Origin of the sequence: Kribbella sp. NBC_01245, assembly GCF_036226525.1 — a bacterium.
Taxonomy (GTDB): domain Bacteria; phylum Actinomycetota; class Actinomycetes; order Propionibacteriales; family Kribbellaceae; genus Kribbella.
The window spans coordinates 6,362,898-6,386,047 of the sequence record NZ_CP108487.1; the positions used below are offsets into that span (position 1 = coordinate 6,362,898).

Annotated in this window: 24 protein-coding genes; 18 read left to right on the forward strand and 6 right to left on the reverse strand. The window is 67.7% G+C overall.

Annotation, left to right across the window (positions count from 1 at the left end; all coding sequences use genetic code 11):
- Positions 1 to 5: 5 nt before the first annotated feature.
- Complete coding sequence (locus tag OG394_RS29125) at positions 6 to 863, reverse strand: inositol monophosphatase family protein (RefSeq protein WP_328990302.1); 858 nt, start codon at positions 861 to 863, stop codon at positions 6 to 8.
- A 102-nt stretch (positions 864 to 965) separates the two neighbouring features.
- Here OG394_RS29125 and OG394_RS29130 point away from each other — a divergent pair, with 102 nt between their 5' ends.
- Positions 966 to 1,601: a Scr1 family TA system antitoxin-like transcriptional regulator gene (locus OG394_RS29130; RefSeq protein WP_328990303.1), complete on the forward strand. Its 636-nt coding sequence runs from the start codon at positions 966 to 968 to the stop codon at positions 1,599 to 1,601.
- Between the two features lie 28 nt (positions 1,602 to 1,629).
- Positions 1,630 to 1,770, forward strand: a complete 141-nt coding sequence (locus OG394_RS29135; RefSeq protein ID WP_328990304.1) for a hypothetical protein — start codon at positions 1,630 to 1,632, stop codon at positions 1,768 to 1,770.
- Between the two features lie 12 nt (positions 1,771 to 1,782).
- Here OG394_RS29135 and OG394_RS29140 read toward each other — a convergent pair whose 3' ends face one another.
- Together OG394_RS29140 and OG394_RS29145 are read right to left on the reverse strand one after the other, a co-directional pair.
- The gene (locus OG394_RS29140; protein ID WP_328990305.1) at positions 1,783 to 2,682 is read right to left on the reverse strand and encodes an aminoglycoside phosphotransferase family protein; all 900 of its coding nucleotides are present in this window, start codon (positions 2,680 to 2,682) and stop codon (positions 1,783 to 1,785) included.
- A gap of 15 nt (positions 2,683 to 2,697) precedes the next feature.
- Complete coding sequence (locus OG394_RS29145; RefSeq protein WP_328990306.1) at positions 2,698 to 4,104, reverse strand: helix-turn-helix domain-containing protein; 1,407 nt, start codon at positions 4,102 to 4,104, stop codon at positions 2,698 to 2,700.
- A 392-nt stretch (positions 4,105 to 4,496) separates the two neighbouring features.
- Here OG394_RS29145 and OG394_RS29150 point away from each other — a divergent pair, with 392 nt between their 5' ends.
- The 3 genes from OG394_RS29150 to OG394_RS29160 all read left to right on the forward strand — a co-directional run bounded on the left by OG394_RS29150 (position 4,497) and on the right by OG394_RS29160 (position 6,235).
- Entirely contained in the window at positions 4,497 to 4,676 is a 180-nt protein-coding gene (locus OG394_RS29150) for a hypothetical protein (protein ID WP_328990307.1), read from the forward strand.
- Between the two features lie 286 nt (positions 4,677 to 4,962).
- Complete coding sequence (locus tag OG394_RS29155; RefSeq protein ID WP_328990308.1) at positions 4,963 to 5,298, forward strand: DUF397 domain-containing protein; 336 nt, start codon at positions 4,963 to 4,965, stop codon at positions 5,296 to 5,298.
- A gap of 190 nt (positions 5,299 to 5,488) precedes the next feature.
- The gene (locus OG394_RS29160) at positions 5,489 to 6,235 is read left to right on the forward strand and encodes an SDR family NAD(P)-dependent oxidoreductase (protein WP_328990309.1); all 747 of its coding nucleotides are present in this window, start codon (positions 5,489 to 5,491) and stop codon (positions 6,233 to 6,235) included.
- A 206-nt stretch (positions 6,236 to 6,441) separates the two neighbouring features.
- Here OG394_RS29160 and OG394_RS29165 read toward each other — a convergent pair whose 3' ends face one another.
- Complete coding sequence (locus OG394_RS29165) at positions 6,442 to 7,644, reverse strand: helix-turn-helix domain-containing protein (RefSeq protein ID WP_328990310.1); 1,203 nt, start codon at positions 7,642 to 7,644, stop codon at positions 6,442 to 6,444.
- Between the two features lie 195 nt (positions 7,645 to 7,839).
- Here OG394_RS29165 and OG394_RS29170 point away from each other — a divergent pair, with 195 nt between their 5' ends.
- The 5 genes from OG394_RS29170 to OG394_RS29185 all read left to right on the forward strand — a co-directional run bounded on the left by OG394_RS29170 (position 7,840) and on the right by OG394_RS29185 (position 12,958).
- Positions 7,840 to 9,207: a hypothetical protein gene (locus OG394_RS29170; RefSeq protein ID WP_328990311.1), complete on the forward strand. Its 1,368-nt coding sequence runs from the start codon at positions 7,840 to 7,842 to the stop codon at positions 9,205 to 9,207.
- A 368-nt stretch (positions 9,208 to 9,575) separates the two neighbouring features.
- Positions 9,576 to 9,764, forward strand: a complete 189-nt coding sequence (locus OG394_RS29175) for a hypothetical protein (RefSeq protein ID WP_328990312.1) — start codon at positions 9,576 to 9,578, stop codon at positions 9,762 to 9,764.
- A 312-nt stretch (positions 9,765 to 10,076) separates the two neighbouring features.
- Positions 10,077 to 10,493 (forward strand): DUF397 domain-containing protein, encoded by a 417-nt coding sequence (locus OG394_RS40150; protein ID WP_442914313.1) that lies wholly within the window; start codon positions 10,077 to 10,079, stop codon positions 10,491 to 10,493.
- A 644-nt stretch (positions 10,494 to 11,137) separates the two neighbouring features.
- Positions 11,138 to 12,172 (forward strand): serine hydrolase domain-containing protein, encoded by a 1,035-nt coding sequence (locus tag OG394_RS29180; RefSeq protein ID WP_328990313.1) that lies wholly within the window; start codon positions 11,138 to 11,140, stop codon positions 12,170 to 12,172.
- A 225-nt stretch (positions 12,173 to 12,397) separates the two neighbouring features.
- The gene (locus OG394_RS29185; protein ID WP_328990314.1) at positions 12,398 to 12,958 is read left to right on the forward strand and encodes a DUF6624 domain-containing protein; all 561 of its coding nucleotides are present in this window, start codon (positions 12,398 to 12,400) and stop codon (positions 12,956 to 12,958) included.
- Here the strand turns inward: OG394_RS29185 and OG394_RS29190 are convergent.
- Positions 12,955 to 13,221, reverse strand: a complete 267-nt coding sequence (locus OG394_RS29190; protein ID WP_328990315.1) for a hypothetical protein — start codon at positions 13,219 to 13,221, stop codon at positions 12,955 to 12,957. The two genes, OG394_RS29185 and OG394_RS29190, sit on opposite strands and share 4 nt — an antisense overlap.
- A gap of 160 nt (positions 13,222 to 13,381) precedes the next feature.
- On the opposite strand from OG394_RS29190, the gene OG394_RS29195 reads away from it, so the two are divergent.
- Complete coding sequence (locus OG394_RS29195; RefSeq protein ID WP_328990316.1) at positions 13,382 to 13,534, forward strand: hypothetical protein; 153 nt, start codon at positions 13,382 to 13,384, stop codon at positions 13,532 to 13,534.
- A 125-nt stretch (positions 13,535 to 13,659) separates the two neighbouring features.
- On the opposite strand, the gene OG394_RS29200 is transcribed toward OG394_RS29195, so the two are convergent.
- Entirely contained in the window at positions 13,660 to 14,991 is a 1,332-nt protein-coding gene (locus OG394_RS29200; protein WP_328990317.1) for a helix-turn-helix domain-containing protein, read from the reverse strand.
- A 41-nt stretch (positions 14,992 to 15,032) separates the two neighbouring features.
- Here OG394_RS29200 and OG394_RS29205 point away from each other — a divergent pair, with 41 nt between their 5' ends.
- From OG394_RS29205 to murC, 7 genes are all read left to right on the forward strand, one after another.
- Positions 15,033 to 15,203 carry a hypothetical protein gene (locus OG394_RS29205; RefSeq protein WP_328990318.1) on the forward strand — a complete coding sequence of 57 codons (171 nt, stop codon included), beginning with the start codon at positions 15,033 to 15,035 and terminating at the stop codon, positions 15,201 to 15,203.
- Positions 15,200 to 17,572, forward strand: a complete 2,373-nt coding sequence (locus OG394_RS29210; RefSeq protein ID WP_328990319.1) for a PEP-utilizing enzyme — start codon at positions 15,200 to 15,202, stop codon at positions 17,570 to 17,572. The genes OG394_RS29205 and OG394_RS29210 overlap by 4 nt, the downstream gene beginning before the upstream one ends.
- Complete coding sequence (locus OG394_RS29215) at positions 17,569 to 18,216, forward strand: gamma-glutamyl-gamma-aminobutyrate hydrolase family protein (RefSeq protein ID WP_328990320.1); 648 nt, start codon at positions 17,569 to 17,571, stop codon at positions 18,214 to 18,216. The genes OG394_RS29210 and OG394_RS29215 overlap by 4 nt, the downstream gene beginning before the upstream one ends.
- Complete coding sequence (locus OG394_RS29220) at positions 18,216 to 18,998, forward strand: phosphocholine cytidylyltransferase family protein (RefSeq protein WP_328990321.1); 783 nt, start codon at positions 18,216 to 18,218, stop codon at positions 18,996 to 18,998. Before OG394_RS29215 ends, OG394_RS29220 begins: the two co-directional genes overlap by 1 nt.
- Positions 18,983 to 20,422, forward strand: a complete 1,440-nt coding sequence (locus OG394_RS29225; protein WP_328990322.1) for a Mur ligase domain-containing protein — start codon at positions 18,983 to 18,985, stop codon at positions 20,420 to 20,422. The genes OG394_RS29220 and OG394_RS29225 overlap by 16 nt, the downstream gene beginning before the upstream one ends.
- Before the next feature lie 89 nt (positions 20,423 to 20,511).
- On the forward strand, positions 20,512 to 20,895 hold the full coding sequence (locus OG394_RS29230; protein WP_328990323.1) for an HIT family protein: 384 nt from the start codon (positions 20,512 to 20,514) through the stop codon (positions 20,893 to 20,895).
- Positions 20,879 to 22,219 (forward strand): UDP-N-acetylmuramate--L-alanine ligase, encoded by a 1,341-nt coding sequence (gene murC, locus OG394_RS29235; protein WP_328990324.1) that lies wholly within the window; start codon positions 20,879 to 20,881, stop codon positions 22,217 to 22,219. Before OG394_RS29230 ends, murC begins: the two co-directional genes overlap by 17 nt.
- Positions 22,220 to 23,150: the final 931 nt, after the last annotated feature.

Sequence of the window (23,150 nt, forward strand, 5' to 3'; positions counted from 1 at the left end):
CCGAACTAGCGCTTGGACCCTTCCACAACGATCTGTGCGGCAACCGCATCTGATGCGACAAGCGTGCTGTCGAAGATGGGCTCGGCAGCATCCAACGCAATATCAATCGCGGTGCGCTCCCGGCCGGCGCCGTCGCCTACATAGAGACCAGCGGCGTATGCCATGCAAATGCCTGCGGCACCATCCCAGACCTTCTGCCGTTCACGGTAGAACAGACCGAATGATTCGAGTGCTGGGTCGGTGAATGGCGCGATATCGATGCACGTCCTCACCATGTCCAGAGTCTGCGATGTCGCACGAACCTTGAGCTGGTACCCGTGAGCCGACAGTTTGCTTTCATACGGCCGCGCGTTCGTGCCGGAACTCCTCGTAACGGAAGCCCGGTGATGCTGGCCGGAAAGGGACGGACCAGATGCTCGCCTGCCATTAATCAGAATCGGCTCATTTTTGCCACTCAGGCTGATGCAGACAGCGCCACGATCGGGTCCGATCTCAGGCGCAAGAACGAACGCTGCCACTGGAATCTTGTTCTCAACTAGACAGACGACACTGCAAAATTCTCGGCCGTCTCGATCAACAAATTGAGATGTCCCGTCGATGGGATCGATGATCCAGAGCCGATCACTCGGTCCACTCCCGTGAAGTGCGTCCGCGCCATTGACGCCCTCCTCCCCGATGATCAACCCGTCGGGATCAGCCGCTCGCACGCACTTGATGATTTGCTCCTGCACGGCCTCGTCTGCCTCTGAAAGCAAGGTGCTATCGGGCTTCTGCTCGACCCAAAAAGATCGCTTGGAACGAAACCCTGCGAGCATGGGCGTCAGGACGCCCTCCAGCTCTTGCCACAACGATGGGATGTCCACAGACGGAGTCTATGGCCCCATCCCTCGCCCGGTTTGCGCCCAGGCGGGTGAGAGCCGAAATCGTGGGGGCCAGCGGTGAGCGCGGCGGAGCAAGGCGCCCGGGTGAGGCGCAAGTTGCCTACTGGCAGAAGGATTGCCGCGATCGGCCGAGCTGGCGCGCGAAGGCCAACCATTCGCCCGAGCAGGTGGCGGCGTGCTGCGCCAAGCCAGTCAGGAAGCCCGAGCGCTAGCCGCGCTGGGCGATGCACACGGGGTGAACGTTGGACCAAACCGCGTCCGCGGCGAACGGGGCGAGAGCTCGGACGGGGGAGCGGGCAGAAGGACTACGGGCGGGCGGTGATGTCCCTGGAACGGTTCAATAGTGCTGACTTCGATCCCGTGTCGCTGGCCGTGCGACTGAAGGTTCGCATGAACCGGCAGCGGATCCTTGAACGGGAGACCGATGTCCCGCAGCTCGAGGTCATCATCGGTGGTGCCGCGTTCCTTCACATCGCCGGCAGCAGCCAGACAATGATCGGTCAGCTGGAACATCTGCTGATGGACTTCCCGCCGCTGGCGGAAGGGCGCCTGGTGGAGCCGACGCAGGTATACGTCGATGGGTACTCGGCCTTCTACATGTCGGCTGATCCCGCTGAGGTCGGCAAGTACCGCCGGGCTTGGCCGAGCATGCGCGAGACCGCGTTGAGTGAATCGGCCTCGCGCGAATTCCTCAAACGCCGGATCGCCGACTTGTCGTAGATGGCCGCTGGCGGATGAGCTCGTCAGCGTGCATTCCGGGCCCGCGGCCGTCGCGGTTCCGGGGCTCGGCAAGGGACTGCGGCTGACCGCCCGAGCACACGGGCATGCCCGGTTGTGGCCGCGGGCGTTCCTCGACGTACGCGAAGCGATGCTGTCCTCGCTGCGGTGATCAGTGGAGCGGCTAGAGCGCAACCCAGTTGTTGGTGCGGTCGCCGGTCCGGATGGCGGTGAGCCGTTGGCGAAGAACTGCGGCGTACGCCGGTTTGGGGTATTGCCGGATTGGGCCGGGCACCTGGGCGAGGTCACGCATGGCAATGAGGGTTTTGTAGCCGTCCCAGTCGCGCAGGTCGTAGCCGTACTCGTCGACGAAGGCCTGGATCCAGACCTCGTCGCGCCCGTAGCGCGTTGCTGCGTGCCAGGTTGGAATCAGGTCGACCTCGCGGGGTCCGCGGCTGACGGAGTCCCAGTCGCACAGGATCGGCGTGGCTGGATCGGTGGAGGTGTCCCAGAGCAGGTTGCCGGCCCAGGCGTCGCCGTGCACCAGTCCGTATCCGAGTGGCCAGCTGAGCTCGGATACCTCGGTGCGCAGGTCGCCGAGGTAGCCAGTGAGCCAATCGAGGTCGTCGGGGCTCAATGCTTGTGCGGCCGCACCTGATTTCAGTGCTCGGCCGAGGGACTCCAGCGGCGTCCAGTCGGCGAGCTCGGCCGGCGGTTGGTCGGTGCTGTGCAGCGCCTTCAAGAGGGTGCCGAGGTGCCGGGAGCCGAGCGGCTCCGCGTGCTCGGCGTCTGGCTGGGGGTAGTAGGTCCAGAAGGTGACGCACGTCGTGTCGTCGATCTCGACGAGTTCGGTGCTCGGAAGTGGCGTGGTGGCGCCGAAGCCTTCTTCGCCGAGCCAGGCGGTCACCGTCTGGGTGACGCGCAGCCGTGCCGGGTCGTTGCCTGTCGCGACACGGGCGATCGCCGGTACGGCGGGCAACAGGTAGACGGCGTTGTTGTAGTGGTGGATCAGCTCGGCGCCGGTGGTGTCGAGGCCATAGCGATCGCAGGCTGTGGTGAGGGCGTCGGCCAGGGGAGTGGGCACGGCGCACCACCTTAGCTACCCGGTGGCTCCTGCGAACTCACGGAAGTCCTTCTCGACCTGCTGGACGGCCGGCAGGTCGCCGTACTCGGCGAGGCGCCGCCGTACGGCGTTGATCGCGGCGAGGCCGCGGGCGCTGGTCAGTCCGGCGGCCGCCGGGAGTACGTCGACGAGGATCGTGCAGGCGCGGTCGACGTCGACCGGGATGCCGCGGCCGCGTTCGCCAGGCAGGTAGGAGGCGGCCAGGGTGGTGGCGGCGAGGACCTCGCGGCGCTGCATGCCTGCGGCGCTCTTCAGCACGATCGGCGCGTGACGCTGGACCTGGCTTGCCTGGCCGAGGTCGTGGGCGGTGTACATGGACTCGGCGGCGAACTGCTCTTCGTTGAAGAACTGGACCCAGAACGGCTCGTCGGGCAGGTCGGCGCGGGCGAGATAGCGCTCAGCCTCGCCGATCGCCTGTGCGGCGGCCGCGCTGTCGCCGGCAAGGCCATGGGCGCGAGCCCTGAGCATGCTGCACCTGGCTTCGGTCGAGGGCGAGCCACAGTCGCGAGCGGCACGCTGCCCGGCTTCGGCCATGGCGATCGCGATCCGGGGTTTGTTGAGCTCGTAGGCCTGCATGGACATATCGGCGAAGATGTGTGCGCCGAGATCCCGGGCGCCGGCGGCCTTGGCCAGCCGTAGCGCCTGAATGTAGTAGCGCTGGGCCAGTCCCTGGTGGGCGCTGTCGAAGCACATGAACGCAGCCAGCCCGGTCAGCCGCGCGGCCGCGGCGAGCAGTTCACGGCCGGTCGAGGTGTCGTAGGTTCCGTGCAAGATCGGCGCGACGGTGTTGTCCAGGAATTCCATCAAGGTACGGCGGGCGTAGCCGCCGCCGAGATGGTGGTCGGCGTCGGCGAAGGCACGCGCCATGGACCACATGACCTGTACTTCGCTGCTGCCGATCCGGCGCGGGCCGGCGTGGGAAGTGTCGGGATCGATCGCGTCGGCGAACCAGCGGCGATACGGATCGAGGAAGGCGGCCGCCGTCCAGGCGGCGCCGACGATGAGCTGTCGCCTGTCCATGTCGGCTCTCCACAGGTACGAGACCGTCGTGACGGTCGATGCAGGAGTACGTCCCCAGGTGAGACCGAGATCTGGGTCGACGCCCACCTGGTCGGCCTGCGCCTCGAGGGCGCTTTCGATCTGGCCCCAGATCCTGACGAAGGCGCCGTCGGTATTGAGCGCCTGGTCGAGCCGTTCGGCCAGTTCCTTGCTGGGCAGCCGTTCTGCGGTCTCGATGCGGCCGAGGAGAGAATGCGAGTCGTGCGTACGCGTTGCGAGCTGGCGTAGCGACAGGCGCCGTACGGCGCGCCAGTGCCGCAGTTCGGCGGCGAACAGCTGCCGTTTCCCTTCTAGTGCCGCGGGCCGCCCCGTTTTCTGAGTCACTCGCCTTCTCCTCACCCCAGCGACGCCTGTCACCGTGGCATCACGGATCGTGGCCGAAAACTCATAGTCGCACGGATTGGGTGTCGACAGATTTTCTGTCGACAGGATCAGTCTGGACACCTGTCGCCAAACTTTTTGTCGACAGCAACCATCTCGACGAGGCCCAGCACGCCTCCCCAGACTCGGTGACGTAGCGCGATGAATCGCCTACCTCCCCGGGCAGGGTTGGTCCTCCACCTCTCGGCCCGGGGAGCTCCGGACAGGGACGGGGAGATGATCGTGTTCACCAATTGGATGATCGAGTCGTACGGCACGGTTCGGCTGTGCCTCGTGCTCGCTGTGGCCTTCCTCTACGTCGCAATGGCCCGCGACATCGCACGCGAGGTCCGCGGATGATGACGACCACGACCGTTAAGCCCGACCCGCAGCGGGTCCGGATCTGGTTCGGCACGCACCCGATCGCCGACTACACCGCCGAACCAGCACTGGCCAAGCGATACGCCGAAGCGATGGACCGCCGCTTTCCGAGCCTGCGGATCACCACAGAGCCCGTCGTACCGCCGGCCACATGAACCGGCGGGCGCCGGCCGCGGGGGGTGCTCCTTCTCAATCACCTCCAGCTGGTGCCCGCTTCGGTGCCCTGTCCGTGCGACCACGCCGGATGTCCCCTGTGGGCCGCACGGCCAGAGCACCTTCTCAATCCCGGTGGGTGACCGGGCTGCACCACTGGGTGCGGTCGTCCGCCGTTCCAACCGCGGGATCGGACGGGATCTCGCAGCGGCCCCGCCGTCCCTACCCGAGGCGAGTTGGGTAGGGGCGGCGTGCGGGCCGACTCGCCGATGGGAAGGACCAGCAGCAATGGCTAGCTTGAGCACGAAGGCCTGGCGCCCACCGGCCGGGTGGGAGAAGTCCCGCTTCAGCAACGCCAACAACAACTGCCTCTACGTGCTGGAGCTGCCGGGCGGCGGCGCATCCCTGCTGGACAGCAAGCTGGAGGACGACAGCCCGGAACTCACCTTCACTGCGGGCGAGTGGAACGCATTCCTCGAGGCCGTGCTCGCTGGACAGTGGCGGCCGGTCGCTACCCGATCTGGTCCGTTGAGGCGTCGCCTCAGCTGGGCCCTGATGTTCGCGCTGTCTCGAAGAAGGCTTGGGGCGGCGCGGACCCCGCGATCCCTGCTGGGTTCCTCCTGATGCACCATCGTCGAGCGGAACTTACGCTTGTCCGCCGCGCTATCGACGGTAGAGCCCAGTGGGGGACAAGGCACCTGGTTCACTCGCGCCGAGCCGGGATCTAGCGGGTGAAGCCCGCACCTCTGCGGGGGTGCGGGCTTCTTCTCTGACTGGGATCCAAAGCTGCTGGCCGGCTCGTAGGATCTGGCCTGTGGCGCGCACCGTGGTGATCAGCGGCGGAGGAACCGGCATCGGCTTCACGACGGCGGAGGTGTTCGCCGCCGGCGGCGACCGGGTCGTCCTCCTCGGCCGACGCGAGGAAGTCCTCGCGGAGGCGGTCGAGAAGATCCCCGGCGCGACGTATTTCGCCGCGGACCTCAGTGATCCGGGAGCCACCCGCGCAGCGGTCGACTTCATCGCCCAGCGCTACGACGGCGTCGACGTCATTGTTCACAGCGCCGGCGGGAATGGGGTGCTCGAGGACAAGGTTGAGCACGCCGACCCGTTGGAGGCGATTGCACACGACTGGATGCTGAACTTCCGGCTGAACACGCTCACCGCCGTTCTCCTCACCGAAGCCCTCAAGGAACAGCTGGTCGACGATGGCGGCCGCGTCCTGTTCATCACGTCGATCTCGGCCTTCCGCGGATCCGGCCGGGTCGCATATGGCGCAGCCAAGGCCTCGCTGCACCCGTACGTCGTGAAGTTGGCTGACGATCTCGGTCCTCGACGGATTACCGTCAACGCGGTCGCACCGGGACTCATCGCCGACACTCCGTTCTTCGGGGGACCGATGACCGAGGAACGGCTCAAGCTCCGCGCGGCCGAGACCGTGACCGGCCGAGTCGGTGAACCGAGTGACGTCGCCGCAACCCTGCACTTCCTGGCGTCCAAGGCCGCCGGCCACATCACCGCCCAGGTGATCCAGGTGAACGGCGGCGCCAAGACCAGCCTCTGAGCTGTGTCTGCCTCGAAGCACCTTTGGCTGAGCCGACACAGCTGCACGTCGACGGGTACTCGGCGTTCCGCACGTCCGGGGATCCCGAAGAGGTCGGCAAGTACCGGCGCGCCTGGCCGGGGCTTGCGGGAGATCGCGCTGAGCGAATCAGCCTCCCGCGAATCACCCGCCGCGGATCACCGAACTGTCGTAGACCACCTTGTTGGTCAGGTCGCCAGGGCCATACGAGTCGCGAGCCGACGCAGTTCTGGTGCACGGCGGGGGCTTCGGCTGAGCAGATCGCGCACAAGTTCACGGGCCATGGGCCGGTTGTGGACGTGGGCGGGGGCGAGTCGTTCGGCCTGCAGCAGCGCGTCGAGCGCGGCGTCGTCGCGGTGCGCCATACCGAGCCCGCGGGCGCGGCAGGTCCAGTAGTGCGTACGGCGCTCGGCCGAGGTGATCGCCTCGATGGGTACCTGGTCGGCCATGCCGAGGGCGTCGCGGGGTTCGCCGAGCTCGACCGCGGTCTCCAGCGCGTGCAGGGCGACGTTCGGCGCGTTGAACTGTGTCTGCCAGGCGTTTCCGCTGGCGGAGGCGACCCTTCGCGCCTGGGCCAGGTGGTCGCGTACGTCGGTCGCGGCCAGCATCCGGGCGGAGACGACAGCCGCGCGCAGGTGCATCGCTCCCCACAGCGCGGTCAGGGTGGCGTCGCGGCCGACGTGCGGATCCAGCGCATTGATGCTGTCGAGCGCGGCGGCCTTGGCCGAGCGGAGCGCGTCGCCGCCGGCGTGCAGCCATACCCCGCACAGGTCCCAGTTGGCGGCCGCGATCGGCGCCGGGGCTCCGAGGGTTTCGGCGGTACGGACCTCGAGCTCGACGGCGGTCCAGGCCAGATCGTGGTGGCCGGTCAGATCCGAGGTGACGCGAGCGATGTGGCAGACGCGGACGAACAGCTCGGCGAGCTGGTCGCGCGCCGCGCCGTCGGCGGCACGGAGCGCGGCCGCGACGTCGTCGACCAGTGCCGGCATGATGCCGCCGAGGGTCTGGAAGTCCGCGGCCTGGCGCAGCTTCTCCGCGGTGATCACCTCGGTGCGAAGCTCAGCCAGTGGCCGGGGCGCGCGGGCAGGATCGCCGAAGTTCGGCATCAGAGCGCGCTGCAGGGACAGCCGCATAGCCGGGATGCCGTTGTGGCCGGAGTCGAGTTCCGGGTTGGCGTGCCGGTACGGCTGCCCGGTCAGCTCGATCATCTCGACACCGAGCACGTTCGCGACCCGGTCGAGAACGCTGAACCGATCGAGCGGGATCTTGCCCCGTTCAGCCTGGCTGACCCAGCTGACGGAGTAGCCGAGCTTCTCGGCGAACTCTGCTTGGGACCAATCGCGCCGCTTGCGCGCGCGAGCGATGCGCTGCCCGGTCGTCTCGGCGGTCATTGCACTCCTCTTTGCTCGCTCACTCCCATTGTCTCTCGGTACGGCGGTACCGGGTGCGGAATCCGCAAAAACTCTGCGGATCTGAGCTATTCCGGTCCAGCACAATGAGTGACATAGCGAGCGCGAGCCGCTACGTCAAGAGGGCATCCGCCGATCCGGCGGCTGTGCGAGATCCAGTTCGGGGAGGAGCTGGTCGTGGAGACCGTGTATCGGCATCCGCTGGCGGCGCTGCGCGCTGGCATGGGGGTGTCGGCCGCCAAGTACCTCCAGCTGCTCGCTGCCGAGCACCGCAGCCTCGGGTACGGCGAGATGGCGGTCCGGCGGGAGAAGGTCGCTCGCTGGGAGTCGGGTGTGGCCGCGCCGACCCGGGCGGTGCAGCACGCGATGGCGCATCTGCACGGCGTACCGGTCGACATCGCCGAGGGACTGGGGTGGCCGCAGTGGCTGTCAGTTGCACAGGATCCGTCGAGCGTGGTCCACGACCACGCCGTTCTCCACTCACCCTGGACCCCTGCGGGTACGGTGGATTCGACCGCCGCTTCCGCGCAGGGAGGCTCGATGGATCGTCGCGGGTTCCTCATCGCATCCGGATCGCTGCTCGCCTCGCTCGGCGGCGAGTGGTCCGGTGCTCTCGACGCCGACGCGTCGACCGGCATCCACATCGGGCGCCGGCCGCTGACACCGGTCCTGCTGGACCGCCTGGAGCAACGCCTCGACGACCTGCGGCGCCTGGACGACACCCTCGGGGGAGGCGAGCTGCGCCAGCTCGCGGCCGCAGAGTTCACGTTGCTCGGCCATCTGGCCGACGAAGCGGTGTACGACGACGTCGTCGGTCGACGGCTCTTCTCCGCCCTAGCCGAAGCGGGCCGGATCTGCGGCTGGCTGCACTTCGACGCCGGCCAGCACGCGGCCGCCCAGTCGTACTACATCTCGGCACTGCGGGCATCAGCGACGGCCGGCGACACCGATACCGGCGCGAACGTGTTGGCGTTCATGGCGATCCAGACCTACTCGGTCGGGGACCCGCAAGACGCAGTCAACCTCGTCCGCACGGCGCAGGCGCAGACCGCCCGGTCCAGCCCAACCGTCCGGGCGATGCTGCACATGCGAGCTGGGCGCGCCCTGTCCAAGGCCGGCCAGCGCAAGGCCTGCGCCCGCGAGCTCGACGCCGCCAGGACCGCACTCGACTCAGCATCCAGTGACGACGTTCCACCCTGGGCGTACTGGATGTCCGCGGGGGAGATCGAGATGATCGCGGCCTCGTCCGCCCTGGAGCTCGACGATCCCCAGAAGGCGCTCGACTACTTCGCGGCTGCCCGCGACAGCGCGTACGCCGCCGACGGCTACGTCCGCGACAACGCGCTCTATCTGGTCCGCTCGGCCGACGCGCACCTGCGGCTCGGCGACGTCGACGCCGCATGTGCCGCCGCGGGCGAGGCGCTGGATCAGCTCGACGGCCTGGACTCAGCGCGGCCGACCGGCGCCCTCGATGACTTCACTCGCGCCCTCCGCCCGTACCGCTCAGCGCGCGCCGCGACCGATCTCCTGGCCCGCACCGGCTAGCCCCGCGCTCGCCTTCACGACCCGTCCCGCGCGCCCAGCGGAGGCGGGTCGATGTGCTGTCCTTGCTCACTGCAACTGTCGCCGAATCCTCAAGTCTGTAAGCGATTCCGGGAAAGGCAACAGGAAGGCAACACGGCTCGAAACAGGCAACAAGTAGGCAGCACCTGGCCGCTAGAAATGCCGTTGCCACCTGCGGTTTCGTGATGGAGCAACACCACCACGGGCCGGCATCCTCCGTCCGGGCCGTGGATCCACTTCATCCGCACCTGGGGAGTAGCGATGATCAACTTCGAGATGCTCTACGTGGCGGCGATCGGCCTGTATGTGCTCATCGTCCGCGACATCGACCGCGAAGCGCGGGACCTCCCATGACCGCCGCCGCTTCCACACAAAAGCGGGTCTGGGTCCGGGTGTGGTTCGGCGAGCATGTCATCGCTGACTACACCGCCGTACCGGACCTGGCCGACCGGTACGCATCCGCGATGGGCCGTCGGTTCGCCGGTCTGAAGGTCACCAGCGACCCAGTACCGCTGGCCCCGGCAGAGCCAGAGTCCTGATGCTGCGGATCCGGGCCTTCACCCGTCAGAGCGGGTGCGCTTCCTCAAATGCGCGCGATGGCCGGTCCCGCGTTCAAAGTCCCTGTCCGCGGCCGCTTCCCCTGTAGGTCGCACGGACGGGGCTCCTAATCCGGCAGGCGACCGGGCTGCGCCAGTGGGTGCGGTCGTCCGCCGTTCCACCTCGGGATCGGACGGGATCCCGGCGGGGCCCAGCCGTCCCTACCCGGTGAGTGCGGTAGGGGCGGCGTCGAGCCGCTGCGCGGTGCCCCAACGCACCTTGAAAGGACAGCAGAGATGACCAGCCCGGACACGATGACTTGGCGACCCTCGTCTGAGTGGATCAAGGCCAGCGCAAGCAATCCGAGCAACAACTGCGTCTACGCCCGGCAAGAAAATGACGGCCGGATCTCCATCATGGACAGCAAGCTCGGGGGAGCCAGCCCGATCCTGACCTTCACCCCCGCCGAGATCCAGGCATTCATGCAGGGCGTTGTCGACGGCGACTTCGACAAGCTCCTTCACCCACCGGGCACCGCGCACTCGTCTTGGCTCCGGATCAAAAGGCGCGGGGCCCTTTTGTCATTCAGGAAGCGAGTCCGTGGGTGGCTCAGGCCAGCGTCACCGACGTGTCCCCAGGACGGATTCGGCTCGGATCACCCGTCGCCCTCCACGGAATCAGCTCGCGCAACGGCTCACGTTTTGACCGACGGCACCGAGCAGCGCTCGTGACATCACCGAGCAAACGGGAAACAGACCAGATGACCGCGGCATTAGCGGTAGTCCTCGCCAACACCGCTGTGTCCAGATGGCCTGACATGCGGCCGACGCAGTGGTAATTCACGACCTCCTCGCGGCGGGTGACTTATGGATCCTGGACCTGCTCATCGTGCTCGCCTCAGCCCTGTTCGGCCTGGCGGCGGCCCAAACGGCTGTACGCGACCCTGACCGGCCACCGTCACCCGAAGATCCGCACTACGCGGACCCGCCTTCCTTCCAGCATCCGGCTGACCGATCGGCCATGACTCGCCGGTGCTCACCAACGAATTCGGCGCCCACGCCCGACTTGGAGGCTTTGTGACACTCGAGCTGCAGACTCAGCCACGTACGACGGTGACTGTGCGATCTGCCCGGCCGCTTGCGGGTACCGTGCGGGTGGACGGTTCGAAGAACGCCGCGCTGCCGCTGCTGGCGGCGGCCGCGGCCGTACGTTTGCTGGCTCTTCGCGCGTTGTGGCGGCTTGTTCAACGGATCACGCGCGCCCCCCAGGCCCAGCTAGGAACAGGGACTTCTCGGGCGGCGAGGCCGCAACCAGTGGGCTGTCTCAATCATTAGGGTGATTCCGTGCGACCACCCACTGCGGATAGGACACCTGCATGTTCAGCACTGACCGCGTCGAGGAGCTTCTCGAGGCCGGATATCGCGACCAGGCCTACCCCGGTGCGGTCTGGAGCGTAGGTGACCTGGACGGCGTCCGGAGCGCAAGAGTGGTCGGCGTTCTGGATCCCGCGCAACCGGACGACCCCATGCTGCCCGACACGGTCTTCGACGTAGCCAGCCTGACGAAAGTTCTCGCGGTGTGGGCAGCCATCGGTGTGCAGGTCACGGCAGGACAGCTGCAGCTTGACCAGCGGCTCGACGGGTTCTGGCCCGAGGTCGCGGGGCACCCGCTGGGCCAGGTGACGGCCCACCAGCTCCTGACCCACACAGCGGGGCTTCCGCTGCGGGCAAACCTGAAGAACCTTTACGGCACCGACCCCGCGGCAATCAGGGCCGGTGCCTTGGCCGAGGCACTGCAGCGGCCGCCGGCCGAAGCGGTCGAGTACACCGACCGGGCCGCGCTGATCCTCGGTTACCTCGCCGAATACCTGTCGGGGCAACCACTCGATCGTCTCGTAACGGACCGGGTCTGGGGTCCGCTCGGAATGGACACCACACGGTTCGGGCCACTTCCGCCCGAGATCGCGGCGCGTTGTGCACCGACCGAGTTCGACGCTGATGCCGGCGTCCGGATCAAGGGAACGCCTCACGACTATTCCGCACGGTTGCTCGGCGCCTGCGGCATCGCAGGTAGCTTCTCGACCGCCGCGGACCTGGGCCGATTCCTGCAGTACATGCTGCAGGCAACCAGTATCCCGGTTGGCGGCTTCGGCGCCGGGTGGGTGACCGCGTCGCTGTCGGTCCAGACCGGCGACCTCACTCCGCCGCGTGGTCTCTTCTGGCAGCCGGCACGCGGCAGCGCCCCGGGAAAGGATGTCTGGGTGCACTACGGCTTCACCGGTACAGCAATGTGGATCTCGCCCTCGCTCGGCCGGTGGGCAACGCTGCTGACGAACAAGCTGTACTACACACGCGACCGCGACCCGCTCATGGGGATTCGCGATCAATTCCGCGAGATCGTCTTCGTATGATGAGCACGCTGTGGTCCGGTCACCTCGTGGTGCCGCATTTCGCAGGTCACCTTGTACAGAAAGGATCTCCGGACCTCGTCGCGGAGGTCGCCCGGGGAGTCGCGGCCGCCAACGGTGATGCAGTGCAACTGGAACAGCCCGCGATTCTTCGCAGAGGCGGTACGGTGCGGGTAAGCGCACACGACGGGGTATTCATCGAGTGGAACGCGGAGGGGCCCCGTGCCGATGGACAGTAGCGAACTGCGGGCCGAGCTCGAGCGGCGAGCGGCGCTGGACCAGGAAGCCCGCAGCGCCGTGGCCGGCTGGTCAGACGACCCTCAAACCGAATTGTGGGATGTGGTCAAGGAAGTAGACACCGACAACACTCGCTGGCTCCTCGAGGTCGTCACTGAGCAGGGTTGGCCGCGGATGTCCGAGATTGGTGAGGAAGCGGCCACCAACGCGTGGCTGTTGGCGCAGCACGCGGACTTGCAGCTGGAACATCAGCGAACGTTTCACCAGCGGATGAAGGAGGCCGTGGCGGCGGGGGAAGCAACCTCGGAACTGTTCGCCTATTTAGACGATCGAGTACGGACCAACGCCGGCAAGGCTCAGCTGTACGGTACCCAGTTCATTGATCGCGGCCAGGGTCTGGAAGTGCAGCCGATCGAGGATCCTGACGGTCTGGCGGCGCGGCGGGCAGCGATGGGCATGGAGCCATTCGAGGAGAATGAGGCGAGGATGCATGAGATCTGGAAACACGACGGCGCCTCGGATACCGCAGGTCGTGACGGCGACCCGGACTAAGCCGGCTGGACGCCGTCTCCTTTAGAGGCGTTCGTCAAGTGCGGCTGGTGCCGAGAGAGCATAATCATCGGAGCGTCGCTGATCCGCCTGACCAGGTCGACGGCGGCGATTGGCTCGGCCCTGCCGGGTATCCCGAAGCTGGTTGCAAGGTCGGCCAGTCCGGCGTGGAGGGCACCTTGCGGGGTGAACACATCGTTTCTGACGGGCAGCTTCAGCAGTTCGGTGACTGTGGGGGCTGGCTGGCCGTAGGCGAAAAGGATCATCCTTACTGCTGCTATGCCGCAGGCCCGGTTGGACCACTCCGCGCGGTCTCCGAGCGCCCAGCCTCCGTGGAGGTCCCATTCGGCGGCGTCGATGAGCTGGCGACACATAGGGACGTCGTGGACGTGAGGCACAGCGGCAGACTCCTGGTGGTGGGTCAGGATGCGGGCTCCCGCACGACAGTGCATCGCCGACGGTGAAGGCGGGAGTCGGGAGAAGCACGTCATAGGAGGACCGGGTGAGGGCTTCGTGGAGGAGCGTCCGTACGACGTCAGCGTGGACACGCCTGGCACGGCCAAGAACGCCGCGACTTAATGAACTGGCCTCACGGGCCGATTGCGTCCCCGCCCGTGAGGACCAGCTCGCGGGAATGTCCCGCTGATATGGAGCCGAAGGTGGGGGAGCGGCGGGTGTGCCGTGCTGGGGGAGGAGCTGCCCGGTCAGGCAGCGAGCCCGATGCGAGATGCGAAGTCCCGCAGACCAGACAGGCCTACTGTCTGCCCGGTGGCCAGCAGTTGGTTGGTGAGTTGCTGTGCCCATGGCCGGTATCGGACTTCCTGGGGGGCGGCGTGTTCGGCGTGCAGCATAGCCTGGAAGGCGCCGTCGGCTCGTCCGCGGCCCCACCAGGCTAGGGCTGTGTCTTCCCAGTACCTGGCGTGCCGTTCCGGGGGGCCGAGTAGGTCGCGGCGGACCTGGTGGCTATAGGTCACCGCCTGGCCGAAGTCGCCCAGTGCTCGGGCCACACCGATGCCGTAAAGGTTGATGTCGTTGTTGCCGAAGGTGGAACCGCCGTGTTCGGTGACGGCTCGGCGGGACTCTTGGAGCAGGTCGTAGGCGGCTTGGCGCTTGTCTGTCAATGCCGCGGTGTAGGAGGCTGTGCACAACATCGAGGCGTAGAAGCCGGCGTCACCTGGCTGTGCCAACGCTGTCGATTCGGTGAATCGGCGGGCCGCGTCCAGCACCACGTCTTGGGCTTTGTCGCGGTGGGCGGAGCGGCGCAGCACGATCGCGGCCAAGCGCTGGGCGCGGGCAAGGGCTCGCGGATCGCCTGCTGCGGCAGCGGCCTGCACCGCCCGGTCTGCGGTGGCCCAGGCCGCCCCGTTTTCGTGCAGCTTGGTCAGCACTTCGGTTGCCAGGGCGTACCCGTCTGACAGCAGGGTCCGGGCAGCTGAGCGGTCGTCGTGGGGCTGGGCGTCACAGGTCGCGGTGGCGGTCCGGATCAGACCCGGCAACTTGACCGCCAGCTCACGGTAGCGGCACACGGCGAAGTCGTGCTTGGCCGATGCCAGCATCCCAGACAACCGGTCAAGGCCGACCGGGCCGGTACTTGGTCCTGCTGAGCCGAACAGCAGGTCATCCAGGTCGGCGACGATCCGCTGCTGAGCCAGTGCGGAAACCGGGAGCAGTGCCGCGCCGGTAACGGCCACCATCCCGGTCAGTAGATCGCGTCGCAGCACGTGGTCACCGTCCTCCATCTCTGAGTGCACCCTATCGGCCGGATCCACCGCCGAGGTGGAACCTGGAACCGACAGGCCGAACAGCGATGCCGGGATGGCGAATAGCCGCGCCATGTGCCGCAGCACCGCCACATCGGTCAAGCGCTGGGTGCCGGTCTCATACCGAGAGATGGTCGTGCCGGACCAGCCGGCCATCGCCCCGGCCTGGGCCTGGGTCAGGCCTAGCGCCGTGCGTGCCAGTTTCAGCAGCGTGCCGTAATCGCCGTGGCGGGCGGCCCGCTGCGCCTCCGGTAGCTCATGCCATTGCGCAGCCATGGGTTCACTCTGCGTCCATCAGTGCATAGGTCGCAAGTGGTGTGCAGATCCCGCACACCGGTCTTCCGGGCAGCGGCCGTTCGCGATGTCCTCGATGGCGGCGGCTGCTGGCGATCCACGAGTTCCTGTTGACCGACTTGATTCTGATCGGCGTCGCGATCGGCCTCGCGCTGGGGCAATCGCCGTACTACGACCTCAGGGGGACCACATGACATCTGACACCAAACCCAGGTTGCTGTCCACGAAGGCGATGACGTTGCGGCACCTGGCGCCACTCATCGCGACGGCGAGCATCGACGTGGGCCATCTCATTTCGCGCGGCAACTGGCGGACGCGGGGTCCGGTCGTGACCGGGTTTCTCGCCGCTACCTATCAGGGCGGTGCTCTGATCGTGCGCAGCTCGGCCGCCGGTGAGGACACCGCGAAAGCTTCGGCTGCTGGCAGGTACGACAGCGTCGCGGTCCCGGAGCACGCCGATTCCGCTGTCCTGCAGGCCGCGATCGACCGGGTGTTCAGCTCGTACGGCGACGACCGTGATGACAGTTACGTGTTTGTGCAGCGTTACATCGACGCGGTGGCGGCGGCCGCGGTCGTCACCACCCGCGTCGCCGCGACCGGTGCGCCCTACTACGTGCTGGCTGTGGATGAGGTCTCCGGTACCAGCGACGCCGTCACTTCCGGCCGCGCAACGGCACCGCGCACCTGGTACCTGGCCCATGGCAAGCCGGCGGCGAACATACCGCCGCTGGTGCGGCAGCTGATGCGCACTGTGGAAGCCGTTCAGAACACGACCGGCAGTGACGAGCTCGACCTCGAGCTGCTCGTCGACGCCGACCGCCGCACTCACCTGCTGCAGGTCCGGCCACTGGTGCTCGCAGACCATCCGTCGCCGGCGTCGGATCGGGCCGTTGCCAGGGCGGTCGAGACCTGCGCGCACCGCCTCGCCGCTGAGCAGCGCAACGGGCATCCGCAGTTGCTCGGTTTGCCGCCGTGGTTCAGCAACATGGCCGACTGGAACCCGGCCGAGATGATCGGCCAGCGGCCGCGCCCCTTGGCGATGTCGCTGTACCGGGAGGTGATCACCAACCGGTCCTGGGCGATCCAGCGGGCCCAGTACGGCTACCGCGATCTGCGCGGGGTGCGGCTGCTGCACGAGTTCGCCGGCCAGCCCTACATCGATGTGCGCGCGAGCCTGCTGTCGTTTATTCCCGCATCGCTTCCCTTCGCGGCCGCGCGCCGCATCGTGGCCCATCAGCTCGATCACGTTGCAGCGATGCCGCATCTGCATGACCGGATCGAGTTCGACGTCGCCACCACCGCGGCCACCTTCGACCTCGACGACCGCCTAGACCAGCTCACCGATGACGCGGACCTGCTCGCCGTGCACCGTAGCGAGCTACGGAGCGCGCTGTCCGCGATCACTGTGGCTGGGATGCGGCGGTTCGCCCGGGACGCTTGGCAGGTCGAGCTGGCGTCGGCCCGCAGGGCGATGTGCCTGCAGGGCTACGCGGCGGATCCGCTGCGCCGGGTCGACGCGCTACTGACCGGGATCCAGAAGGCCATCGCGGTGCCGTTCGCCCACACGGCCAGGGCGGCATTTCTCGCGACGGCATTCACCCGCAGCGCGCTTACGACCGGTCTGGCATCACCGGATTCGGTCGACCAGTTCATGCGGTCCCTCAGCACGGTCTCGGCCGGACTGCGGGCTGACGGCGCGGCTGTTGCCCGCGGCACCATCGACTGGGAGGTGTTCGTCCAGGTCTACGGGGACCTGCGTCCAGGTACCTACGACCCGGCCACGCCGCGCTACCGCGATGCCCCCGACCTGTACCTGCGACCGTTCGTCACCGACACCCACCACCCGGCGCCGGGGATGAGGCTCGACTCGGACGGGCCCCTGTTCACGGCGGCCGCGAAAACGGTCACCGCGGAACTGAACCGGCTCGGTCTGGAGTACAACGCCAAGGCCTTGACCGGGTTCATCCGGTCAGCGATCGGGGCCCGCGAGCTGGGCAAGTTCGAGCTGTCGGCCTGGATCAGCGACATCCTCACCGGTCTGCTGCAGGCCGGTGACCAGCTCGGGCATACACCCGACGATGTGGCGTTCTGGCGTCTCGGGGACGTGCGTGGACTGAGCGAGGGATCGCTGTCGCCGGCCCGGCTGCGCGACCGGGTCGAGGTGCGCCGCGAACGCTACGCCGTGACCCAGCGGGTGCATCTGCCGGCCACGATGGCCGATCCGCTCGAGGTGCGCTGTTTCGCCACCGAGCCCGGCCAGCCGACGTACGTCGGTACCGGCGCAACGACCGGACCGGTCCGGCTAGATCCACGGCCCGGGGACAACCTGGACGGGATCGTCGTACTGACCAGCGCCGATCCGGGCTTCGAATGGCTGTTCTCCCGGCCCGTCAAAGGGATCGTCACCTTGTACGGCGGGGCGAACTCCCATATGGCGGTCCGGTGCGCCGAGGCCGGTGTCCCGGCAGCGATGGGCGTCGGCCAGGCGATCTACGACCAACTGGCCTCCGCGCACGTCGTACGTCTCGACTGTGCTGCCCAGACCATCGAGATCGTCTCGTGAGGCCACTGTTCGTGGGCATCACCCAGCGGGTCGTCACCGTGCCGCACCGCGCCGAGACCGGCGACTATCTCGACCACCGTTGGGCCCAGCGGCTGGCCGACCACAAACTCACCGCGCTGCCGCTGCCCAACCACCTGCAGGCGATGCGCTCAGTTCTGCGGGCGGTACCGATCCGGCTGCTGATCCTGTCCGGCGGCAACGACCTGGCCGCGCTGCCCGGCGCGACCGATGCGCACCCACAACGCGACGAAGCCGAGCTCGCCGCGATCGAGTACGCCCGCGACCGGGAGATCCCCGTGCTGGGGATCTGCCGCGGCGCGCAGCTGCTCGTGTCCCGGCTCGGCGTGCAGCTGCACCGGCGCGGCGGCCACGGCGGCACCGTGCACGGCATCCGCACCCTCGCCACCACGCCGGCCCCGTGGGCCTGGCCGCCGCGGTTCGAGGTCGCCTCACACCACGACTGGGTCATCCCCAGACACCCACTCCCGGCCGCGATCGAGGTCCTAGCGCAGGCCGACGACGGAACCGTCGAAGCATTCACCCACCCAGCAGAAAGGCAGTGGGGACTCATGTGGCACCCCGAACGCGAAGCACCCGGCGGATTCGCCAACCAAACCCTTCGGCACATCATCGGAGGCCTGTGATGGAAGCGGTCATCCTCGCCGCCGGGCGCGGCTCCCGCCTCGGCGACGCCACCACCGACGTACCGAAACCGATGGTGCAGCTGGCCGGCCGCACCCTGTTCGAGCGCACCGTCGAGCAATTCCACGCCCACGGCATCAACCGCATCACTGCCGTCACCGGCTACCGCGCCGACCAGTTGCCCACCGGCGGGCTGCGTGTCGTCCACAACGACTGGTGGCAAACGACAGGCATCGCCTTCAGCTTGCTGCAGGCCGACGCCCACCTCACCGAATCGGTGATCGTCGCCTACAGCGACATCGTCTTCGAACCCGCCGTACTGCAGGCACTCCTGTCCCACGACCACGACGGGGTCAGCATCGCGGTCAACACCGACTGGCGCCGCCTGTGGGAGCACCGCATGGACGACGTCCTCGCCGACGCGGAATCACTGCGCCGCACCGATGACTGGGCGATCACCGAAATCGGGCAACCCGCGGCCACGGTCGACGACGTCCAGGGCCAGTTCATGGGCCTGATCCGGATCGACCGCTCGGCCCAGGACCGGTTCTTCGGGCTGTACCGCGACGCGCTGCGCACCGAACCACTCGACGGATCACCCGCACCGTCGCCGGGGTTGTGGGACATGACGACCTGGCTGACCCGGTGGCTCGATGCCGGCGAACACCTCGCCGGTGTCCCGGTCCATGGCGGCTGGCTCGAAATCGACACCGTGACCGACCTCGACACCTACATCCGGCTGCACGCCACAGGGGAGCTGACCTCGATATGCGCACTCGACTGAACCCCGGCGCGAAGATCCACTTCTCCGGGATCGGCGGCAAAGGCATCGCCCCGGCCGCATCCCTTGCCTTACAGGCCGGTTACGACGTCACCGGTGACGACCTGATCGAGAACCACCGCACCGCGGCGCTCCGCGCTGCCGGCGCCACGATCATGGCCGGACGCAACGAAATCCCTGACGGGGTCGAGGCTGTGGTCGCCTCGTCGAGCATCGACCTCACGCCTGGCACCGCGATCGCCGCCGACCCGGCCGCCCCTGCACGGCGGCCGGTGACGCTGCAGCGGCTGGAGTTCGTGCAGCACGTGTTCGCCCGGCACGGCAAGGACCAGATCGCCGTGGCGGGATCGGTCGGCAAATCCAGCGCGGCCGCGATCACCACCTCGGTCTTCGCTCCCACAGATCCGTCCTGCTACATCGGCGCCGACGTCGACACCACCCTGTGCGGAGCCACACTGGCCGCCGGGCCATGGGCAGTCACAGAGGCCTGCGAGTACCGCGACGCCTACCTGGCCCTGGCGCCGAAGATCGCGTTGATCCTGAACCTCACCACCAACCACGAAGACCACTTCGGTGACGGCACCGCCGGCTTCGCCCAGTCCCTGCGGACGCTAATCGACGTCTCGGCCGGCCCCCTCGAGCACGTCGTCACCACCAGCGAGGCCGCGTTCGTCCTCAACCAGCACGGTCTCGGGATCGACCGTGCCGCCCACACCATCGGGCAGGACGGGGCCGACTGGCAGCTGAGCATCGACCATGCCACACCGGACTCGACCCGGTTCTCGCTGCGCCACGCACAGGGCCGCGACACCTTCGAGGTGCCGCTGACCGGGCCGCACTCGGCCACCGCGGCCGCGCTCGCTGTCGTCGCTGCCCGATACGCCGGATTGAGCGATGCCGACATCCGGGCAGGCTTGGCCCTCGCGCGGCTGCCGCAGCGGCGCATGTCGCTGGTGCACACCGCACCAGGCCTGTCGGTGTACGACGACAACGCCCGGCTGCCTGTGCAGCTGACCAGCCTGCTCGCCGCGCTACGCCAGTGCCATCCCCGCCAGCCCATCATCGCGGTGATCTCGCCGTGGGGCCGCCGCAACCGCCGCGACCTGGCCCAGTGGGCCGCAGCCGCCGCGCAGGCCGACTTCGTTTACGTGCTGCCCGTCGGCGACGCCTCCACCGCCCATGGCGGTGCCGAATACCCGGCGTCCGCGGTCGACCTGGTCGACCTGATCCACCACATCGGCGGCTCCGCCCAGGCCGTCAACAGCCCAGGAGAGATCGCTGCGCCCGGCGTCAGCGAGGCCGCGCCTCAGGTGTACGTCACTGCCGGGTACGACACCAGCCAGCCCGTGTTCGCCGAGATCCACCGCAACCTGCAGGTCAGCGACGCCGACAGCTGTGTGCCGTGCGGCACGGCGGCACGCTCGTGACGCGGCCAACAGGTCCGGACGTGTGGCCAGCTGACGACTCAGCCCACCGCAACAGCCCGCAACGGCCAGGGGCAGGTCCACGGATCCCTGTGCCAGCGCTCGATCCATGCCCGTTCTGCACCCGGATCGCCGAGCCCAGCGAACTGCCTCGCTCGGCGACCGCCGCGGTAGTCGCCGACGCGTATCCCCGGACACCGGGCCATCTCCTGGTCGTCCCGCTCAGCCACGTGGGCGACTACTTCGCCGTGCCCCCGAATGTCAAGGCTGAGATGTGGGCGTTGGTAGACTCCGCCCGGTCCCACCTACTGGCCAACTACCGGCCGGACGGGTGGACCGTCCGGATCAATATCGGGGATGTCGCCGGCCAAACCGTCGATCACGCTCACATCCACGTTGTCCCGCACTACACCAGCCGGACCGGCAACACGCCGGATGAGAACACACCAGAGGAGACCTGTGTCCGCAGTGGGTGAGCAGTTCGACGGGTCCTTGCCCTGGTCCGGGCGCCGGATCCACTTCGTCGGTATCGGCGGCTGCGGCATGAGCGGTCTCGCGCTCGTCGCCGCCCAGCTCGGCGCCACCGTGTCCGGATCCGACGCGAAACGGTCCATCTTCTTCGACTCCCTGGCCGGCACCGGCCTGATCGACCTGCACATCGGCCAGTCGGCCGACCACCTGCCCGCAGCCGGTGAGGTCGTGTATTCCAGCGCCATCCGGCCAGACAACGTCGAACGTGTCACCGCGCACCAGCGTGGCTTGACCGAGCTGCACCGCTCCGCGCTGCTGGCCCAGCTGACCCGGATGAACCGCACCATCGCGGTCGCCGGCGCCCACGGCAAGACCACCACCGCCGCGCTGCTGGCCTACGTGCTCGACCACGCCGGGCTCGAACCCACCTACATCGTGGGCGGCCTCTTGCGCCCGCCCGCGTTGCATGCCCGTGCCGGTACCGGTGGCCTGCTTGTCATCGAAGCCGACGAATCCGACCGCAGCTTGCTCGACTACGACGTCGACATCGCACTCGTCACCAACGTGGATCTCGACCACGTTGGTGACGCCGCCGGTTACGAATCCAAGGACGACGTCGCCGACGTCTTGTCCCGCTTCGCCAAGAGCGCCGACTTCACCATTGGATCCCAAAGCGCGGCCGACGACCTCGCTGAGCGACTCCCGCAGCTGAAGGTCGCCGTACCAGGACGCACCGACAAGCCCGCCTCGTTCCTGCTCGACGGCGAGACCTACGACCTGAGCCTGCCCGGCTGGCACAACGCCGAGAACGCCGCCCTTGTCGTCCGCGTCGCCCGCGAGCTCGGTTGCAGCGCCGACGCCATCCGCGCAGCTCTCGCCACCTTCCCCGGACTGGCGCGCCGCTTCGAACTCCGCGGCCAGACCGTGACCGGCGCCCGGGTGTTCGACGACTACGCCCACCACCCGACCGAGGTAGCCGCGGTCTTGCAGGCCGCCCGATCGGTCACCACCGGTCGCGTGATCGCAGTGTTCCAGCCGCACCTGTTCTCCCGGACCCAGCAGTTCACCACCGAGTTCGCCCAGGCCCTCACACTGGCCGACCTGACCTACCTCGAACCGGTCTACCCTGCCCGAGAAGACCCCGCCGCATGGACACACGTGTCCAGCCTCAACATTGCGGCCGCACTGCCTGACGCGGTCTTCCGCTACATGACCGACCGGGCCGACCTGGCCAGCGACCTGACCACCGAGGCACAGACCGATGATGTGATCGTCCTGGTCGGTGCCGGCGATGTGACGCTCCTGGCCGAACAGCTCGTCACCGGCTGAACCGCTTGCCAATGGCAGATCGAAGACCTACCGGCTAGGTGATGTCGAGATCGACGGAGCCGGCAGGGGTCAGAAGTTGTCCCACACAACGTAGGACAACTTCCGTGGCACTAGGCCAGCTAGCAACCCCGGGGTCGACCGCCGGCGGCTGCACTGCTGCTACTCACCCCTGGAGCTGCACGACGGCGGTTCAAGTTCTGCTGCTCAGCGGCGGCAAGGAGCCGAGGCGGGGCCTACTTCCTGGCTGACTTCAGCGATCCAGGAGCTGTCCGGCAGGCGGCTGACTTCGTCATCAGATCGATCAAGCTTCGGCGCGCAGATGTCGCTGTTGCAGAGCCGGGTGCGGCATCGTAGTGAGCTGGCCCGTGAACTTCGGGATCGTCGAACAGTTCCAAGGAGATGTCGCCGTGCCGGGACCTGCGCATCGATGGCAGCTATTGACGATGGAGGGAGTCGCCGACAGAACAGGTCTCGACCTGGCGAAGGTGCGAGAGATGTACTCGTTCGCGCGACACACCATCCCTCAGCCTGACGACTACGACCGAGGCAACCCTTTGTGGGGACCTGCCACGGTCGACAGCTGGTGCATCCAAACCGGACGGCCCGCTAGCTCAGAGGCGTTGTGGCCGTTCCGACGGCCGAACCTGGAGGACGCGGACGACCCTGGCCAGTCCAGTCGGACGGGCTTGGCCAGACTCAAAGCGGCGCGCCGGGACGACGGACCTTTAGAACCCGCGACTCGAGTCCGTCGAGGAATTGAAACGATCACAACGGACAACGGTCCTGTCGACCTCTATGTGATCGAGTGGCACAGTTCCCGCAGCCAGATCGTCTACCTGCAACCGGTGGCGCCAGCGACGGCTGACCAGGACGCAATCGCGGCCTACGCTGAACGACTCCTTCCTGCCAAGCTATGTAAAGACGCGCTCGT